Annotated in this window: 14 protein-coding genes; all 14 read left to right on the top strand. The window is 68.7% G+C overall.

The genetic code is table 11. The features are described from left to right. Positions 1-279 precede the first annotated feature (279 nt). The 14 genes from rplK (at position 280) to tuf (ending at position 18,641) form a co-directional block, all read left to right on the top strand. A complete protein-coding gene (gene rplK, locus ACFY29_RS19215) occupies positions 280-711 on the top strand; it encodes a 50S ribosomal protein L11 (RefSeq protein ID WP_354964806.1) in 432 nt (143 codons plus the stop codon). Positions 712-790: 79 nt separating this feature from the next. Beyond that, positions 791-1,507 (top strand): 50S ribosomal protein L1, encoded by a 717-nt coding sequence (rplA, locus tag ACFY29_RS19210; RefSeq protein ID WP_328420565.1) that lies wholly within the window; start codon positions 791-793, stop codon positions 1,505-1,507. 79 nt (positions 1,508-1,586) lie between these two features. Beyond that, a complete protein-coding gene (locus tag ACFY29_RS19205) occupies positions 1,587-2,399 on the top strand; it encodes an ATP-binding cassette domain-containing protein (RefSeq protein WP_386987828.1) in 813 nt (270 codons plus the stop codon). Continuing rightward, positions 2,396-3,085, top strand: coding sequence for a hypothetical protein (locus ACFY29_RS19200; protein ID WP_386987824.1), 690 nt, complete (start codon positions 2,396-2,398; stop codon positions 3,083-3,085). Before ACFY29_RS19205 ends, ACFY29_RS19200 begins: the two co-directional genes overlap by 4 nt. A gap of 346 nt (positions 3,086-3,431) precedes the next feature. Next, positions 3,432-3,977 (top strand): 50S ribosomal protein L10, encoded by a 546-nt coding sequence (gene rplJ, locus ACFY29_RS19195; RefSeq protein WP_328420559.1) that lies wholly within the window; start codon positions 3,432-3,434, stop codon positions 3,975-3,977. A 54-nt stretch (positions 3,978-4,031) separates the two neighbouring features. Further along, positions 4,032-4,415 carry a 50S ribosomal protein L7/L12 gene (gene rplL / locus ACFY29_RS19190; protein ID WP_328420557.1) on the top strand — a complete coding sequence of 128 codons (384 nt, stop codon included), beginning with the start codon at positions 4,032-4,034 and terminating at the stop codon, positions 4,413-4,415. A gap of 573 nt (positions 4,416-4,988) precedes the next feature. Beyond that, complete coding sequence (locus ACFY29_RS19185) at positions 4,989-8,420, top strand: DNA-directed RNA polymerase subunit beta (protein ID WP_328420555.1); 3,432 nt, start codon at positions 4,989-4,991, stop codon at positions 8,418-8,420. Between the two features lie 80 nt (positions 8,421-8,500). Next, positions 8,501-12,391: a DNA-directed RNA polymerase subunit beta' gene (locus tag ACFY29_RS19180; protein ID WP_328420553.1), complete on the top strand. Its 3,891-nt coding sequence runs from the start codon at positions 8,501-8,503 to the stop codon at positions 12,389-12,391. Between the two features lie 93 nt (positions 12,392-12,484). Then, complete coding sequence (locus ACFY29_RS19175; RefSeq protein ID WP_328420551.1) at positions 12,485-12,853, top strand: hypothetical protein; 369 nt, start codon at positions 12,485-12,487, stop codon at positions 12,851-12,853. Between the two features lie 461 nt (positions 12,854-13,314). Beyond that, positions 13,315-13,695 carry a hypothetical protein gene (locus ACFY29_RS19170; protein ID WP_328426107.1) on the top strand — a complete coding sequence of 127 codons (381 nt, stop codon included), beginning with the start codon at positions 13,315-13,317 and terminating at the stop codon, positions 13,693-13,695. A gap of 521 nt (positions 13,696-14,216) precedes the next feature. Continuing rightward, positions 14,217-14,591: a 30S ribosomal protein S12 gene (rpsL, locus tag ACFY29_RS19165; RefSeq protein WP_014440718.1), complete on the top strand. Its 375-nt coding sequence runs from the start codon at positions 14,217-14,219 to the stop codon at positions 14,589-14,591. 1 nt (position 14,592) lies between these two features. Further along, a complete protein-coding gene (gene rpsG, locus ACFY29_RS19160; RefSeq protein ID WP_007465317.1) occupies positions 14,593-15,063 on the top strand; it encodes a 30S ribosomal protein S7 in 471 nt (156 codons plus the stop codon). A 74-nt stretch (positions 15,064-15,137) separates the two neighbouring features. Next, complete coding sequence (gene fusA / locus ACFY29_RS19155; RefSeq protein WP_328420549.1) at positions 15,138-17,234, top strand: elongation factor G; 2,097 nt, start codon at positions 15,138-15,140, stop codon at positions 17,232-17,234. A gap of 213 nt (positions 17,235-17,447) precedes the next feature. Then, the gene (tuf, locus tag ACFY29_RS19150) at positions 17,448-18,641 is read left to right on the top strand and encodes an elongation factor Tu (protein ID WP_328420547.1); all 1,194 of its coding nucleotides are present in this window, start codon (positions 17,448-17,450) and stop codon (positions 18,639-18,641) included. The last annotated feature ends 325 nt before the right edge of the window (positions 18,642-18,966 follow it).

The raw sequence follows: 18,966 nt of genomic DNA, 5'->3' as shown, positions 1-18,966 counted from the left end.
ACCCCCCCTCACCCCCTGCGGTTTGGGTGTGTGGTGGCAGTGGGGGGGGGGCGGGCGGTTCCAAACAAAACCCCCCCGGCCTCCCCTGTGGGGGGGGGGGGGGGGGGGCCCCCCCCCCCCCCCCGACGTCGGCGTACGCCCTCCCGCTCGACCTCGGCGGACGAGTGGGCTGCGGCCTGCGCTACTCTTGAACGTCGCCGCTGTCGCACCGCGCTGACCGTGCGCGCCTCGAGGGCGGCGTCAGCCGCATTTTCCCAGCTCCAAGCCCCAGGAAGTGACATGCCTCCGAAGAAGAAGCTCGTCAAGACGTTCACGCTTCAGCTGCCGGCGGGCCAGGCCACGCCGGCGCCGCCGGTCGGCCCCGCGCTCGGCCAGCACGGCGTGAACATCATGGAGTTCTGCAAGTCCTACAACGCGCAGACCGAGTCCCAGCGGGGCGACATCGTCCCCGCCGAGATCAGCGTGTACGAGGACCGGTCCTTCACCTTCGTTCTGAAGACCCCGCCCGCCGCCCGGCTGCTGATCAAGGCCGCTGGTGTGCAGAAGGGCTCCGGCGTCCCGCAGAGCGAGAAGGTCGGCTCGGTCAGCCGCGCCCAGCTGCGTGAGATCGCCGAGAAGAAGATGGCCGACCTCAACGCCAACGACCTGGCCCAGGCCGAGAAGATCATCGCCGGCACCGCCCGGTCGATGGGCATCACCGTCAACGACTGACGTCGGCCCCGGCCAACGACCCGAACCGTGGGAGGGCCCGCGCCGAGCGGCCCGCCAGAGACCACAGGAGTAATCAGCAATGCAGCGCAGCAAGAGCTACCTCAAGGCCGCCGATGTCATCGACCGGTCCAAGCTCTACACCCCCTCCGAGGCCGTGAAGCTGGCCAAGGAGACCACCAACGTCAAGTTCGACGCCACGGTCGAGGTCGCCATGCGCCTCGGCGTCGACCCCCGCAAGGCGGACCAGATGGTCCGCGGCGTGGTCAACCTGCCGCACGGCACCGGTAAGACCGCCCGCGTGATCGTCTTCGCCGCCGGCGCGAAGGCCGAAGAGGCCGCCGCGGCGGGTGCGGACGAGGTGGGCACCGACGAGCTGGTCGCCCGGATCCAGGGTGGTTGGCTCGACTTCGACGCGGCGATCGCCACGCCGGACCAGATGGCCAAGATCGGTCGGATCGCGCGGATCCTGGGCCCGCGCGGTCTCATGCCGAACCCGAAGACCGGCACGGTGACCATGGACGTCACCAAGGCGGTGCAGGACATCAAGGGCGGCAAGATCACCTTCCGGGTGGACAAGCACTCCAACCTGCACCTGATCATCGGCAAGGCCTCCTTCACGGAGAGCCAGCTGGTGGACAACTACGCGGCGGTGCTCGACGAGGTGCTGCGCGCCAAGCCGTCCTCGGCGAAGGGCAAGTACCTCAAGAAGGTCGTCCTCACCACCACGATGGGCCCGGGCGTCCCGGTCGACCCGAACGTGGTGAAGAACCTGCAGGAGGGCTCGGCCGAGGCCTGAGCCGACACTCCGCTCCACCGGGGCGCCGCCACACTGTGGCGGCGCCCCGGCGCGTCTCAGGTGTGGCAGGCTCGACCGCATGCGACTGGAGGACGTCTGGTTGCGGTACCACCGGCGTGGGCCGTGGGTGCTGCGGGGCGTGGACGTGCGGATCGGTCCGGGTGAGGTGGCGGTCGTGCTGGGCCGCAACGGGGTGGGCAAGTCGACCCTGCTCCAGGTGGCCGCCGGCGTGCTCCGGCCGGGCCGGGGGCGGGTCACCGACCGGCCCGGTCGGGTGGGCTGGGTGCCGGAGCGCTTCCCGGCCGACCAGCCCTTCACCGTGGTCCGCTACCTGACCGGGATGGCCCGGATGGTCGGGCTGGGCCGCGCGGCGGCCGACGAGGCGGTGACGACCTGGACCGACCGGCTCGGGCTGGCCGCGTTCCGTGCGGTCCGCCTGCCGGAGCTGTCCAAGGGCACCGCGCAGAAGGTGGGCCTGGCCCAGGCGATGCTGCGTCCGCCGGGCCTGCTGGTCCTCGACGAGCCGTGGGAGGGCCTGGACGCCACCACTCGCGAGCTGGTGCCCGAGTTGATCCACGAGGTGCTGGTCGCCGGCGGTGCGGTCCTGGTGAGCGACCACCGCGGTGAAACGGTCCGGCTGCCGGGCGCTCGCCGCTGGATGGTGGCCGACGGCACCGTGACCGAGGAGACGTCGCCACCGGACGAGACGATCGCGGTGGTCGAGGTCGCGGTGCCGGCCGCGCGGGTCGCCGGCACCGTCGCCCGGTTGCGCGCCGAGGGCCACCACGTGCTGCGGGTACGTCCCGACGCGTCGACGGCCCCGCCGGGGGAGCGGGTGGCCGTGGACGGTGCGGGCGTGGCGGTCGAACCAACCGCCGGGGAGGCCCGGTGATCGCCCTGATCCGGCTGCGGCTGGCCGGTTTCCTGCGTACCGGACGGGCGGTGGCACCGCTGCTCGCCGGCCTGGTCGCACTCGGCACCCTGTACGGCGGCGGCCGGGCCCAGCCGGCGGAGGCGTACGGCGTCTCCGCGGTGGTGCTCTTCCCGGTGCTCGCCTGGCAGACCAAGATCCTGTTGGACGTTGAGCCGGACGTGCAGCGCCGGCTGGCCCAGGTCACGGTCGGGGTGGCCCGGGAGCGGGTGGCCGGGCTGCTCGCCGCCGGTGTTGCGGCGCTGATCACGGTGGCCGTCGCGCTGGTCTTCCCGTGGCTGGTCGGTGGGGTCACCGGCCCGGTCGACCCGACGGACCGGTCGGTGCCGGTGGGCGTCGCGCTCGGGCTGTGGGCGCATCTGCTGGCCATACCCGCCGGGGTGGCCCTCGGTGCCCTGGCCAGCCGGGCGTCCGTGGGCGGTGCCGGGTACGGCGTCGCGGTGCTGGCCCTCGGCTGCGTCGGTGCGGTGGTGCTCGGCCTGGCCGGTTCGGTGGCTCCCTGGCTGGCGCCGCCGATCATGGCCACGGCGCGGACCACCGCGGGCGATGCCGCCGCGCTCACTCTGCTCGGGCTCACCGCCTGGGCCGTGGTCTGGAGCGGCGCGGCCGTCGGCGGCTACCTGTGGCGGCGGCGGGCCCGGGGCTGAGGCGCCGGGGACGACCGGTGGTGGCCTGTCTCACACGAGGCGATTTGGTGCTGGTCATGGGGTCGCGTACTCTTCAAACGTCATCCGTGTTGTCATGGATGAGGAACCACCCAGAGACCGCTGGTCACCGTGCTTCGGCACGGTCGAAGGTCCCGCGACATCGGGCGACCCGCGCAGGGCGGCAAGCGTAACTCGGCAGTGAGCATGGTCCGCCGACCGTGACGATCCGCCGGCCCTCGCCCCGTGCGCCCTGCGCCGGGGCTTTTCTCGTTGTCGTGCTGCCTCCGCCCCCGTTCCGGCTTCGGCCACGACGGGGACCAGCCTCGAGTAACGAGAGAGGAGGGACATGGCGGACAAGCCGATCCGGGCCGACAAGGCCACGGCCGTCGCTGAGCTGACCGAGAGCTTCCGCAGCTCGGGTGCCACCGTGCTGACCGAGTACCGCGGTCTGACGGTTTCCCAGCTCACCCAGCTGCGGCGCTCGCTCGGTGCCGAGACCAGCTACATGGTCGCGAAGAACACGCTGGCGAAGCGTGCTGCGACGGACGCGGGCATCACTGGCCTCGACGAGCTGTTCACCGGTCCTACCGCGCTGACTTTCGTTTCGGGCGACGTCGTCGAGGCGGCGAAGGGGCTTCGCGATTTCGCGAAGGCCAACCCGAAGCTCGTCATCAAGGGCGGTGTCTTCGAGGGCAAGGCCATTTCCGCGGCCGAGGTCACGAAGCTCGCCGACCTGGAGTCCCGCGAGGTGCTGCTGGCCAAGCTGGCCGGCGCGATGAAGGGCAACCTGAGCAAGGCTGCGGCCCTGTTCCAGGCCCCGTTGTCGAAGACCGCCCGTCTGGCGGCTGCCCTGCAGGACAAGCGCGAGAAGGAGAGCGCCGAGGCGGCCTGAGGCCGTCCGAGCGCACCAGTTCTTACTTATTAGATTCAGGAAAGGACGCCAGATATGGCGAAGCTCAGCACCGACGAGCTGCTCGACGCGTTCAAGGAGATGACGCTGATCGAGCTCTCCGAGTTCGTGAAGCAGTTCGAGACGACCTTCGAGGTCACCGCCGCTGCTCCGGTCGCCGTTGCCGGCCCGGGTGCCGCCCCGGCCGCCGCCGAGGCCGAGCCGGAGAAGGACGAGTTCGACGTCATCCTCGAGGCTGACGGTGGCAAGAAGATCCAGGTCATCAAGGTCGTGCGTGAGCTGACCGGCCTGGGCCTCAAGGAGGCCAAGGACGCGGTCGAGTCCGCTCCGAAGGCCATCCTGGAGAAGGTCAACAAGGAGACCGCCGACAAGGCCAAGGCCAAGCTCGAGGGCGAGGGCGCCAAGGTCACCCTCAAGTGACCTGACGTTCCACCAGCGCTGTGCCCGGCTCGCTGAGCCGGGACACGATCGCGTCGCGGCGGGCGGCGATCCGACACGGATCGCCGCCCGCGGTGTTGGTGGGCCCTCGGCAACCGTCCTGAGCTGGGTGCCGAAGACCGCAGCTGTGGTACCCGGACGAGTGCGGCGGGTCGCTCTCCGGTGGGAAAGAACGGACAACCCGGATAGCGGCCCTTGACGCGACCCCGGGCTGCCAGGCACGCTGGCACCAGCAAGACACCGCGCTTGCGACGGCCACGAAGTGGGTAATGACAGCGGCGGCACCATCAGCCGCTGCAACCCGAGCGGCCCAGCGGGAACGTTGCGTTCCGAGCGGCCCGGCAGACCCCGGTTTTCCGGGGGCCGAGGCACGTTCCGCAAACGGCCTGCGGGGTGGGCTGGACAGCGGTTAGCCTCTCGGCTACACTGCTAGTTTGCGCTGCCTTCCGACTAGACCCCTGCTCGGAAATGTCCGTTTACGGATATTTCTGGTGGGGTCATTGGAGTGCACGCGTACCAGCCGTTCTGCAGCACCGGTCCTCGGAAGGACGCATCTTGGCAGCTTCCCGCCCTGCGAAGACCAGTCGTACGTCGAGCGCATTCGCTCCCCGCCGAGTTTCATTCGGCAGGATCACCGAACACCTCGAGGTCCCCAACCTCCTCGCCATTCAGAACGAGTCCTTCGACTGGCTCGTCGGCAACGAGGGTTGGCAGGGCCGGTCGGCGGACGACCCGCACGCACGCTCGGGTCTCGCGGAGATCCTTGAAGAGATCAGTCCCATTGAGGACTTCTCCGGCACCATGTCACTTTCCTTCTCGGCGCCGCGCTTCGACGAGGTCAAGGCCTCGATCGAGGAGTGCAAGGAGAAGGACCTGACCTACTGCGCTCCGCTCTTCGTGACCGCGGAGTTCACCAACAACACCACTGGCGAGATCAAGAGCCAGACGGTGTTCATGGGTGACTTCCCGATGATGACGCCCAAGGGCACCTTCGTCATCAACGGCACCGAGCGCGTCGTGGTCAGCCAGCTCGTCCGGTCCCCGGGCGTGTATTTCGACAAGCAGCCGGACAAGACCTCCGACCGCGACCTCTCCAGCGTCAAGGTCATCCCGAGCCGGGGTGCCTGGCTGGAGTTTGACATCGACAAGCGCGACACGGTCGGCGTACGCATCGACCGCAAGCGTCGGCAGGCCGTCACCGTCCTGCTCAAGGCCGTCGGATGGTCGGCCGAGCGGATCCGTGAGCGGTTCGGCTGGTCCGAGCTGATGATGACCACGCTCGAGAAGGACCACATCGCCGGCCAGGACGAGGCCCTGCTCGATATCTACCGCAAGCTCCGCCCTGGCGAGCCGCCGACGCGCGAGAACGCCCAGACCCTGCTCGACAACCTCTTCTTCAACCCGAAGAGGTACGACGTCGCCAAGGTCGGGCGCTACAAGTTCAACAAGAAGCTCGAAGTCGGCGTGCCAATCACCACCGGCACGCTGACCGAGGACGACATCGTCGCCACCGTGGAGTACCTCTGCCGGCTGCACGCCGGTGAGGATGGCTACGAGGCCGACGACATCGACCACTTCGGCAACCGGCGCCTGCGCACCGTGGGTGAGCTGATCCAGAACCAGGTTCGGGTCGGCCTGTCCCGGATGGAGCGGGTCGTCCGCGAGCGGATGACCACGCAGGACGTCGAGGCGATCACCCCGCAGACCCTGATCAACATCCGCCCGGTGGTGGCGGCGATCAAGGAGTTCTTCGGGACGTCGCAGCTGTCCCAGTTCATGGACCAGACCAACCCGCTGGCGGGCCTGACCCACCGGCGTCGGCTGAGCGCGCTCGGCCCGGGTGGTCTGTCCCGGGAGCGGGCCGGCTTCGAGGTCCGTGACGTGCACCCGTCCCACTACGGCCGGATGTGCCCGATCGAGACGCCGGAAGGCCCGAACATCGGCCTGATCGGCGCGCTGTCCACCTTCGCCCGGGTCAACCCGTTCGGCTTCATCGAGACGCCGTACCGGAAGGTCATCGAGGGTCGGGTCACCGACCAGATCGACTACCTGACCGCGGACGAGGAGGACCGGTTCGTCAAGGCCCAGGCCAACGCGCCGCTGCGGGCCGACGGCACCTTCGCCGAGGACCGGGTCCTGTGTCGTCGTAAGGGCGGCGAGACCGAGGACGTCGTCCCCGGCGCCGTCGACTACATGGACGTGTCGCCGCGGCAGATGACCTCGGTCGCGACCGCCATGATCCCGTTCCTCGAGCACGACGACGCCAACCGGGCACTGATGGGCGCGAACATGCAGCGCCAGGCAGTGCCGCTGGTCAAGGCCGAGGCGCCGCTGGTGGGTACGGGCATGGAGTACCGGGCCGCGGTCGACGCTGGCGACGTGGTGGTCGCCGAGGTCGGCGGTGTGATCGAGGATCTCTGCGCCGACTACGTCACCATCCACCAGGACGACGGCCACCGCCGGACGTACCTGCTGCACAAGTTCCGCCGCTCCAACGCCGGCTCCTGCGTCAACCAGAAGCCGGTCGTCTTCGAGGGCGACCGCGTCGAGGCCGGTCAGGTCATCGCCGACGGTCCCTGCACCGACGAGGGCGAGATGGCGCTCGGGCGCAACCTGCTCGTGGCGTTCATGTGCTGGGAAGGCCACAACTACGAGGACGCGATCATCCTGTCGCAGCGCCTCGTGCAGCAGGACGTGCTCACCTCGATCCACATCGAGGAGCACGAGGTCGACGCTCGGGACACCAAGCTCGGCCCGGAGGAGATCACCCGCGACATCCCGAACGTCAGCGAGGAAATGCTCGCTGACCTCGACGAGCGCGGCATCATCCGGATCGGTGCGGAGGTCGTCCCCGGCGACATCCTGGTTGGCAAGGTCACGCCCAAGGGTGAGACCGAGCTGACCCCGGAGGAGCGGCTGCTTCGCGCGATCTTCGGTGAGAAGGCGCGTGAGGTCCGGGACACCTCGCTGAAGGTGCCGCACGGCGAGACCGGCACGGTCATCGGTGTGCGTACCTTCTCCCGCGAGGACGGCGACGAGCTGCCTCCGGGCGTCAACGAGCTGGTCCGGGTGTACGTGGCCCAGAAGCGGAAGATCCAGGACGGCGACAAGCTCGCCGGCCGGCACGGTAACAAGGGCGTCATTTCCAAGATCCTGCCGATCGAGGACATGCCGTTCCTGGAAGACGGCACCCCCGTCGACATCGTGCTCAACCCGCTGGGTGTGCCGAGCCGGATGAACATCGGTCAGGTGCTCGAGACCCACCTCGGCTGGGTCGCCAAGACCGGCTGGAAGGTCGAGGGCGACGACGCGTCCTGGAAGAAGCAGCTGCGGTCGATCGGCGCGCACGAGTCCGAGGGGGACACGAACGTGGCCACCCCGGTCTTCGACGGCGCCCGCGAGGAGGAGATCGCCGGTCTGCTCTCGTCGACCCTGCCCAACCGGGACGGCAACCAGCTGATCGGTTCCAGTGGTAAGGCGCAGCTGTTCGACGGTCGCTCCGGTGAGCCGCTGCCGGACCCGATCGCGGTCGGCTACATCTACATCCTGAAGCTCAACCACCTGGTCGACGACAAGATCCACGCACGGTCGACCGGCCCGTACTCGATGATCACGCAGCAGCCGCTGGGTGGTAAGGCGCAGTTCGGTGGTCAGCGCTTCGGTGAGATGGAGTGCTGGGCGATGCAGGCGTACGGCGCCGCGTACGCCCTGCAGGAGCTGCTCACGATCAAGTCCGACGACGTGCTCGGCCGGGTGAAGGTCTACGAGGCCATCGTCAAGGGCGAGAACATCCCGGAGCCGGGCATCCCGGAGTCGTTCAAGGTGCTGCTCAAGGAGCTGCAGTCGCTGTGCCTCAACGTTGAGGTGCTGTCCAGCGACGGCGTGGCCCTGGAGATGCGCGAGACCGACGACGAGGTGTTCCGGGCCGCTGAGGAGCTGGGCATCGACCTGTCCCGGCGCGAGCCGAGCTCGGTCGAAGAGGTCTGAGGTGAGCGGTCGGGGGCCGGCCTGCCGGCCCCCGATCTCGCCCGAGAATTAGCAGTACAGACGACGACATAGGGGACATAGTGCTCGACGTCAACTTCTTCGACGAGCTGCGCATTGGTCTCGCCACCGCCGACGACATCCGTCAGTGGTCGCACGGCGAGGTCAAGAAGCCTGAGACGATCAATTACCGCACCCTCAAGCCGGAGAAGGACGGGCTCTTCTGCGAGAAGATCTTCGGTCCGCAGCGGGACTGGGAGTGCTACTGCGGTAAGTACAAGCGCGTCCGGTTCAAGGGCATCATCTGTGAGCGCTGCGGCGTCGAGGTGACTCGCTCCAAGGTCCGTCGTGAGCGGATGGGCCACATCGAGCTGGCCGCTCCGGTGACCCACATCTGGTACTTCAAGGGCGTGCCGAGCCGGCTGGGCTACCTGCTGGACCTCGCCCCCAAGGACCTCGAGAAGATCATCTACTTCGCCTCGTACGTCGTGACGAGCGTGGACGCGGAGTCGCGTCACCGCGACCTCTCGACGATCGAGAACGAGATCCTGGCCGAGAAGCGGCAGTCCGAGAACAGCCGCGACTCGGAGATCGAGAAGCGGGCCGCCAAGCTCGAGGCCGACCTGGCCGAGCTGGAGGCCGAGGGTGCCAAGGCGGACGTCCGGCGCAAGGTCAAGGAGGGCGGAGAGCGCGAGATGCGCCAGATCCGCGACCGGGCCCAGCGCGAGATCGACCGCCTGGACGAGGTGCTGGACACCTTCCGCAAGCTGGAGCCGAAGCAGCTGGTCACCGACGAGCTGCTCTACCGCGAGCTGCGCGACCGGTTCGGTGAGTACTTCACCGGTTCCATGGGCGCCGAGGCGATCAAGGCGCTGGTCCAGAACATGGACCTCGACGCCGAGGCCGAGAGCCTGCGGGAGACCATCCGGTCCGGCAAGGGCCAGCGGAAGATCCGGGCGCTCAAGCGGCTCAAGGTCGTGGCGGCGTTCCTGAACACCCGCAACTCGCCGCTCGGCATGGTGCTGGACTGCGTCCCGGTCATCCCGCCGGACCTGCGCCCGATGGTGCAGCTCGACGGTGGCCGGTTCGCGACCTCGGACCTGAACGACCTGTACCGCCGCGTGATCAACCGGAACAACCGCCTCAAGCGGCTGATCGACCTCGGCGCGCCCGAGATCATCGTCAACAACGAGAAGCGGATGCTCCAGGAGGCCGTCGACGCACTGTTCGACAACGGCCGCCGCGGCCGGCCGGTCACCGGTCCGGGTAACCGCCCGCTCAAGTCGCTGTCCGACATGCTCAAGGGCAAGCAGGGCCGGTTCCGGCAGAACCTGCTGGGCAAGCGCGTCGACTACTCCGGCCGTTCGGTCATCGTGGTCGGCCCGAAGCTCAAGCTGCACCAGTGCGGTCTGCCCAAGCAGATGGCGCTGGAGCTGTTCAAGCCGTTCGTGATGAAGCGGCTGGTCGACCTCAACCACGCGCAGAACATCAAGTCCGCCAAGCGGATGGTCGAGCGGCAGCGCCCGGTCGTGTGGGACGTGCTGGAAGAGGTCATCGGCGAGCACCCGGTGCTGCTCAACCGGGCGCCGACCCTGCACCGCCTGGGCATCCAGGCCTTCGAGCCGCAGCTGGTCGAGGGCAAGGCGATCCAGATCCACCCGCTGGTCTGCACGGCGTTCAACGCCGACTTCGACGGTGACCAGATGGCGGTGCACGTGCCGCTGTCCGCCGAGGCCCAGGCCGAGGCGCGGATCCTGATGCTGTCGTCGAACAACATCCTCAAGCCGGCCGACGGCAAGCCGGTCACCATGCCCACCCAGGACATGGTCATCGGTCTCTACCACCTCACCCACTTCACCCCCGGTGAGAAGGGCGAGGGCCGGGCATTCAGCTCGGACGCCGAGGCGCGGATGGCGTTCGACAACGGTGAGCTGCACCTGCAGGCGCCGGTGCGGATCCGGCTGCGCGGCGTGACCGGGGTCGACAACGGCGCCGGTGCCGAGCAGTGGACCGCCCCGGAGGGCTGGGTCGAGGGTGACCCGCTGACCGTGGACACGACGCTGGGTCGGGTGCTGTTCAACGAGACGCTGCCGCAGGGCTACCGCTTCGTGAACTACGAGATCCGCAAGGGTCAGCTCTCCGCGATCGTCAACGACCTCGCCGAGCGCTTCCCCAAGGTGGCGCTGGCCGCCACCCTGGACGGGCTCAAGGAGGCCGGTTTCCACTGGGCCACCTGGTCCGGCGTCACGATCGGCATGGAGGACGTCATCGCTCCGCCGCGCAAGGCGGAGATCCTGGCGAAGTACGAGAAGGAAGCCGACCGGATCGACAAGCAGTACCAGCGTGGTCTGATGACCGCCGAGGAGCGTCGCGGCGAGCTCATCGAGATCTGGACCAAGGCGACCAACGAGGTCGCCAAGGAGATGGACACCGCGCTGCCGCAGGAGAACCCACTGTGGAAGATGATCAACTCGGGTGCCCGCGGTAACCTGCTCCAGCTCCGGCAGATCGCGGCGATCCGTGGTCTGGTGGCCAACCCGAAGGGCGAGATCATCCCGCGGCCGATCAAGGCCAGCTACCGGGAGGGTCTGTCCGTGCTGGAGTACTTCATCTCCACGCACGGTGCCCGTAAGGGTCTCGCCGACACCGCGCTGCGGACCGCTGACTCGGGTTACCTGACCCGTCGTCTGGTGGACGTCTCGCAGGACGTGATCATCCGCGAGGAGGACTGCGGCACCGACCGGGCGATCCCGATGCAGATCGGTGAGCGCCTGGAGGGTGGCAAGCTGGTCGTGCACGAGCACGCCGAGACCAGCGTGCACGCCCGTACCCTGGCCGACGACATCAAGGGGCCGGACGGCACCGTCGTCGCCGAGCGGGGTCAGGACATCAACTCCATCGGGGTCGACAAGATCGTCGCCGCCGGCGTGGAGACGGTCCGGGTGCGCAGTGTGCTCACCTGCGAGTCGAAGCTGGGTGTCTGCGGTGCCTGCTACGGGCGCTCGCTGCCGACCGGCAAGACCGTGGACGTCGGCGAGGCGGTCGGCATCATCGCCGCCCAGTCGATCGGTGAGCCGGGTACGCAGCTGACGATGCGTACCTTCCACACCGGTGGTGTCGCGGGTGAGGACATCACCCAGGGTCTGCCGCGTGTCCAGGAAATCTTCGAGGCTCGGGTCCCGAAGGGTAAGGCGCCCATCGCCGACACCCCCGGCCGGATCCGGATCGAGGACGGCGAGCGCTCGCGGAAGATCATCGTGGTTCCGGACGACGGCAGCGAGGAGATCGTCTACGACAAGATCTCCAAGCGGGTCCGGCTGCGGACCCACGACGGCGGTCACGTCGCGGTCGGCGAGAAGCTGACCGAGGGCACCATCGACCCGCACGAGCTTCTGCGGATCATGGGTCCGCGGGCGGTCCAGGTCCACCTGACCCAGGAGGTCCAGGAGGTCTACCGCTCGCAGGGTGTGCTCATCCACGACAAGCACATCGAGATCATCATTCGCCAGATGCTCAAGCGGGTGACGGTCATCGACTCCGGCTCGACCGAGTTCCTGCCGGGTGTGCTGGTCGACCGGGCACTGTTCGAGTCGGAGAACCGCCGGCTCGTCTCGGAGGGCGGCGAGCCTGCCGCCGGCCGTCCGGTGCTGATGGGTATCACCAAGGCCTCGCTGGCCACCGACTCCTGGCTCTCGGCGGCCTCCTTCCAGGAGACCACCCGGGTGCTGACCGACGCTGCGATCAACTCGCGCAGCGACTCGCTGGTCGGCCTCAAGGAGAACGTGATCATCGGCAAGCTCATCCCGGCCGGTACCGGTATCAGCAAGTACCGCAACGTCCGGGTGGAGCCGACCGAGGAGGCCAAGGCCAAGGTCTACTCGATGACCGGGTACCCGGAGACCGACTACGGGTTCGGGCCGGCCAGCGGGCAGGCTGTGCCGCTGGACGACTTCGACTTCGGGTCGTACCGCTAAGCACCAACGCACGACGAGGCCCCCGGCATCCGCCGGGGGCCTCGTCGCGTCCGGACCTGCCCACCCGCAAGCCGGGTTCGGCATGATGGAGGCATGACGACCGCACCCGGGCAGGTGTCCGTGGCGCAGCAGAGCCCGCGCCACCCGCTCGATCCCGACCCGGCCCGCAGCACGAAGGCGCGGGCTGTCTTCGCGCTGGGGTTGCTCGGCCTGCTGACCGGCCTGTTCATCGGCGGGGTGGTACCCGCCACGGTGGCGCTCCAGTTGGCCAGGCAGGCGCGCCGGGAGGCGTACGCCTCGGGGGGCTTCCTGACCGGCGGCGCCTGGCTGCGGCAGGGGGAGCGGATGGCCTGGGCGGGTCTGGTGCTGGTCGCGGTCAGCGTGGTGGCCGCGGTGGTGGTCGGTGTGGTCAGGTTGGCCGGTGCGCCGTTCGGCCACGACTACCCCTCGAACATGGACTGAGCGGCCCGCAGCCGCCGGCGGCGGCGCCCCCGGCGGTAGCCTGGCCGGTGTCCGCCGCGCGGCGGTGGCGGCCCTGTCGACAGGAGGACCTCGTGACGGAACCGGCGCGGCCCCCGGACGAACCAGCCGGGAATCCTGGCGCGCCGGACCGGGCCCCGGGCCCGTCCGAGCCGAGCGGCTGGGCGCGGCCCGATCCGACCGGGCAGCCGGGCTCGCCCGCCGCCTTCCCCGACCCGGGCACGGCGCCGGCGTCCTCGCCTCAGTGGGGTGCCCCGATCCCGTCCGTGCCGGGTGGGGGCACGCCACCACAGCCCGCGCCGTCGTCCGGACCGACGGGCGGGTATGGGGCGCCTACGGGCTGGGGACCGCCGCCGGCGGGTCATGCCTCCGCATGGGGTGCGGCGCCGGGCCGGTCGGTGCCGCCGCCACCGACCGACGACCAACGCCGGCCGCCGAAGCGGGTGGAGCAGGTACCCGGTACGCCGTTCGGCGTGGTGTACCTGGATGTGCCACCGGTCACCTCCGGGCTGGCCGTCGGGGCGCTGGTGGCCGGGATCGCGTCGCTCCTCGTCGCGCTGCTGGTGACCTGCTTCGGGGTGGCCTTCTCGAACTACGGAGGGGCGTGGGCGTCCGGGGCGTTCGCCGTACTCGGCGTGCTGGCCGGGGTGGCCGCGGTCGTCGCCGGCCTGCTCGGTCAGCGGCAGATCCGCCGGCCGGCTCCACCACCCGCCGTCCGCTTCACCGGCCGCGGCCTGGCGGTGGCGGGGATCAGCTGCGGTGCGGGGGGAGCGCTGCTCAGCCTCCTGGGCCTGGGCCTGGCGCTGGTGATCTCCCTGGCGTGAGGCTGGTCACCGTCGGATCAGCCCTCCGACGGGGGTCAGCGCAGGTGGCGCACCAGGTCGCGGGTGCCCGGGATGGGGGCGACGGGTGGTCCGGCGGGGAAGCCGGTACACTTGTAGTCGTAGGTGCCCATCGCGGGCGACGGGGCAGGACGAGATCCGGCTGGCGGGTGTGAGTCATTCGCCGGGCCATTCCGTTTTGACCTGTGCGGCTGTGGTAGGTACTCTTTCCCCTTGTGCCCGGGCGTGCCCGGGCAACTCGTGCGTGCGCTGGTTCCGGAGTCCGGACGGCGGCACGACAAGCCAAAGATCCGGGGCGGGGCGACCCGCGTGCCGGTGACAGACCCCGGTACGCCGCGAAAGCGTCCGCACCGGGACCGTGAGCTGGGCGACACGCCCGACCGCGGGTGCCGGGACCGCCGCAGGGTGGCCCTGGTCGGAATGTAGGAGAGCCGGTCATCAGGCCGGCTAACGAGCAGACGGCGCGGCCGCAAGACTGCGGCCGAAGGGAGCGGAGAAACCCGGTGCCCACGATCCAGCAGCTGGTCCGAAAGGGCCGCCAAGCAAAGACGAGCAAGACCAAGACCCCGGCGCTGAAGGGTTCCCCTCAGCGGCGCGGCGTGTGCACCCGCGTGTACACCACCACCCCCAAGAAGCCGAACTCGGCGCTGCGCAAGGTCGCTCGTGTGAAGCTCAGCAGCCAGATCGAGGTGACCGCCTACATCCCGGGCGTCGGTCACAACCTGCAGGAGCACTCGATCGTGCTCGTTCGCGGCGGCCGGGTGAAGGACCTCCCCGGCGTGCGTTACAAGATCGTTCGCGGCTCGCTGGACACCCAGGGTGTCCGCAACCGCAAGCAGGCGCGCAGCCGTTACGGCGCGAAGAAGGAGAAGAGCTGACATGCCGCGTAAGGGACCCGCTCCGCGGCGGCCACTGGTCGCTGACCCGGTGTACAACTCGCCGCTGGTCACCCAGCTGGTGAACAAGATCCTGCTCCGTGGCAAGCGTCAGCTCGCCGAATCCATCGTGTACGCGGCCCTCGAGGGCTGCCGCGAGAAGTCCGGCACCGACCCGGTCGTCACCCTCAAGCGGGCGATGGACAACGTCAAGCCGACCCTCGAGGTGCGCAGCCGTCGTGTCGGTGGCGCCACCTACCAGGTTCCGGTCGAGGTCCGTCCCACCCGGGCGACCACGCTGGGCCTGCGCTGGCTGGTCACCTACTCCCGCGCCCGGCGCGAGAAGACCATGGTCGAGCGGCTGATGAACGAGCTGCTGGACGCGAGCAACGGCCTCGGTGCCGCCGTCAAGCGGCGCGAGGACACGCACAAGATGGCCGAGTCCAACAAGGCCTTCGCGCACTACCGCTGGTAACACCCTGGTTCCGGCGCCCTCGGGCGCCGGAACCGCCACCAGTTGAGTCGAGACGACGATAAGTAGGGATTGAAGTGGCCGCCGCAGACGCGCTCGCCAACGTACGCAACATCGGCATCATGGCGCACATCGATGCCGGTAAGACCACGACCACCGAGCGGATCCTGTTCTACACCGGCATCACGTACAAGATCGGTGAGGTCCACGAGGGCGCTGCCGTCATGGACTGGATGGAGCAGGAGCAGGAGCGTGGTATCACCATCACCTCCGCTGCTACCAAGTGTGAGTGGAAGGGCCACACGATCCAGATCATCGACACGCCTGGCCACGTCGACTTCACGGTCGAGGTCGAGCGGTCGCTGCGGGTGCTGGATGGTGCGGTCGCGGTCTACGACGGTGTCGCCGGCGTGGAGCCGCAGACGGAGAACGTCTGGCGGCAGGCCGACAAGTACAACGTCCCGCGGATGTGCTTCGTCAACAAGCTCGACCGGACCGGCGCCGACTTCTTCCGCTGCGTGCAGATGATGATCGACCGGCTCAACGCCACCCCGCTGGTGCTCCAGATCCCGATCGGGCTCGAGGGCGACCACATCGGCGTCGTCGACCTGATCGGCATGCGCGCTCTCACCTGGCGTGGGGAGACCCAGAAGGGTGACGACTACGCGATCGAGGAGATCCCGGCCGAGCTGGCCGACTCCGCGGCCGAGTGGCGCGAGAAGCTGATGGAGACCCTGGCCGACGTCGACGACTCGGTGATGGAGAAGTACCTGGAAGGCGACGAGGTCTCCGTTGAGGAGATCAAGGCCGCCATCCGACGTGCCACCATCGCTGGCAAGGCCAACCCGGTGCTCTGCGGCTCGGCGTTCAAGAACAAGGGCGTCCAGCCCATGCTCGACGCCGTGGTCGACTTCCTGCCGTCGCCGCTGGACGTTCCGGCCATCGAGGGTACGGCTCCCGATGGCGAGACCCCGCTGATCCGGAAGCCGTCCAAGTCGGAGCCCTTCTCCGGCCTGGCCTTCAAGATCCAGACGGACAAGCACCTCGGCAAGCTCACCTACGTCCGGGTCTACTCCGGCCTGCTCGAGTCCGGCTCCCAGGTGGTCAACTCCACCAAGGACCGCAAGGAGCGGATCGGCAAGATCTACCAGATGCACGCCAACAAGCGGGAAGAGCGTCCGTCGGCGCAGGCCGGCGACATCATCGCCGTGCAGGGTCTCAAGCAGACCACCACCGGCGACACCCTTTCCGACCCGGCGAACCCGGTGATCCTGGAGTCGATGACCTTCCCGGAGCCGGTCATCTCGGTGGCGATCGAGCCGAAGACCAAGTCCGACCAGGAGAAGCTGGGCACGGCCATCCAGCGGCTGGCCGAGGAGGACCCGACCTTCCGCGTCCGACTGGACGAGGAGACCGGTCAGACGGTCATCTCCGGCATGGGTGAGCTGCACCTGGACATCCTTGTCGACCGGATGCGGCGTGAGTTCAACGTCGAGGCCAACGTCGGCAAGCCGCAGGTGGCGTACCGCGAGACGATCCGCCGCAAGGTGGAGAAGATCGAGTACACCCACAAGAAGCAGACCGGTGGTTCCGGCCAGTACGCCCGCGTGATCGTGAGCGTCGAGCCGCTGCCGCTGGACAACGACTCGCCGACCTACGAGTTCGCCAACGCTGTCAGCGGTGGCCGCATCCCGCGGGAGTTCATCCCGTCGGTGGACGCCGGTGCGCAGGACGCCCTGCAGTACGGCATCCTGGCGGGCTTCCCGCTGGTCGGTGTGAAGCTGACCCTGCTGGACGGCCAGTACCACGAGGTCGACTCCTCGGAAATGGCATTCAAGATCGCCGGCTCGATGGTGATGAAGGAGGCGGCCCGCAAGGCCGACCCCGCGTTGCTCGAGCCGATGATGGCCGTTGAAGTCACCACTCCTGAGGAGAACATGGGTGACGTCATCGGCGACCTCAACTCCCGCCGTGGCATCATCCAGGCGATGGAGGAGCGCAGTGGCGCCCGCATCGTCCGGGCTCTGGTGCCGTTGTCGGAGATGTTCGGCTACGTCGGCGACCTGCGGTCGAAGACCCAGGGCCGGGCTAGCTACAGCATGCAGTTCGACTCCTACGCCGAGGTTCCGCAGAGCGTCGCGAAGGAGATCATCGCCAAGGCAACGGGCGAGTAACGCTCTGAGCAGGTGATTCGTGGTTGGTCGCGGGAGGTTTCACCCGCCCGCGGCCACCACGATCGGATTGCGTGAGACCGGGCCTGTAGGCTTCATCGCCGCAGAACCCACAAAAGCTCTCCGGTCGTTCAGGCCGGAAAGGCTGTCGACAGAGTCCTAAGCGCCGACCGGCGCGCCGGGCGTACGAACCAAGAAGTCCACAGGAGGACACCAGTGGCGAAGGCTAAGTTCGAGCGGACTAAGCCGCACGTCAACATCGGCACCATTGGTCACATCGACCACGGTAAGACGACGCTGACGGCGGCCATCACCAAGGTCCTGCACGACCAGTACCCGGACCTGAACCCCTACACGCCGTTCGACGAGATCGACAAGGCGCCGGAGGAGAAGGCCCGCGGCATCACGATCTCGATCGCGCATGTCGAGTACCAGACCGAGTCGCGGCACTACGCGCACGTCGACTGCCCTGGGCACGCCGACTACATCAAGAACATGATCACCGGTGCCGCGCAGATGGACGGCGCGATCCTGGTGGTGGCGGCGACTGACGGCCCGATGCCGCAGACCCGCGAGCACGTGCTGCTGGCCCGTCAGGTCGGTGTGCCGTACATCGTCGTGGCGCTCAACAAGAGCGACATGGTCGATGACGAGGAGCTCCTGGAGCTCGTCGAGCTCGAGGTCCGCGAGCTGCTCTCCTCGCAGGAGTACCCGGGTGACGACCTGCCGGTCGTGCGGGTTTCGGCGCTGAAGGCCCTCGAGGGTGACCCCGAGTGGACCGGCAAGCTGCTGGACCTGATGACCGCGGTCGACACCTCGATCCCGCAGCCGGAGCGCGATGTCGACAAGCCGTTCCTGATGCCGGTCGAGGACGTGTTCACGATCACCGGTCGTGGCACCGTCGTCACCGGTCGGGTCGAGCGCGGCGTTCTCCTGCCGAACGAGGATGTTGAGCTCGTCGGTATCCGGGAGAAGAGCTTCAAGACCAAGGTCACCGCGATCGAGATGTTCCGGAAGACCCTGGACGACGCCCGCGCAGGCGAGAACGTCGGCCTGCTGCTGCGTGGCACCAAGCGCGACGAGGTCGAGCGCGGCATGGTCGTCGTGAAGCCGGGCTCGAACACCCCGCACACGGAGTTCGAGGCGACGGTCTACATCCTCTCCAAGGAGGAGGGCGGCCGGCACACCCCGTTCTTCCAGAACTACCGCCCGCAGTTCTACTTCCGGACCACGGACGTCACCGGTGTCGTCACCCTCCCCGAGGGCACCGAGATGGTCATGCCGGGTGACAACACTTCGATGACGGTGAAGCTGATCCAGCCCATCGCCATGGAGGACAACCTCAAGTTCGCGATCCGCGAGGGTGGCCGCACCGTCGGCGCCGGGTTCGTCACCAAGATCTTGAAGTGAACTAGGTAACCCCGATTAGACCCGCCGCCGGTCGTGCGGCATACTAGTCAGGTTGCGTAACGACAGTTCGTCGCCTGTGTTCGGCTTTCGCTGAACCTCCGGGTGGCGGCACAGTCGAGCGTTGGGGTGGTTGGGGGGCCCGGGGGGGCCACCCCCCCCCCCCCCCCCGGCCGGGGGGGTGGGGGGGGGGGGCCGGGCCCCCCCCCCCCGGCCCGGCCCCCCCCGCGGTGCCGGGGGGGGCCCCCCCCCCGGGGGCGCATAATCAGAAGGGTTCCCCCCCCAACGTCGGCCCCGGTTTTCGGTCTTCCCCCCCCCCCGCGGGGGG

The sequence above is a fragment of the Micromonospora sp. NPDC000668 genome (assembly GCF_042897975.1).
GTDB lineage: Bacteria > Actinomycetota > Actinomycetes > Mycobacteriales > Micromonosporaceae > Micromonospora.
Note: the sequence above shows the minus strand (reverse complement) of the source record. Positions and strands in the feature narration are given on the sequence as shown.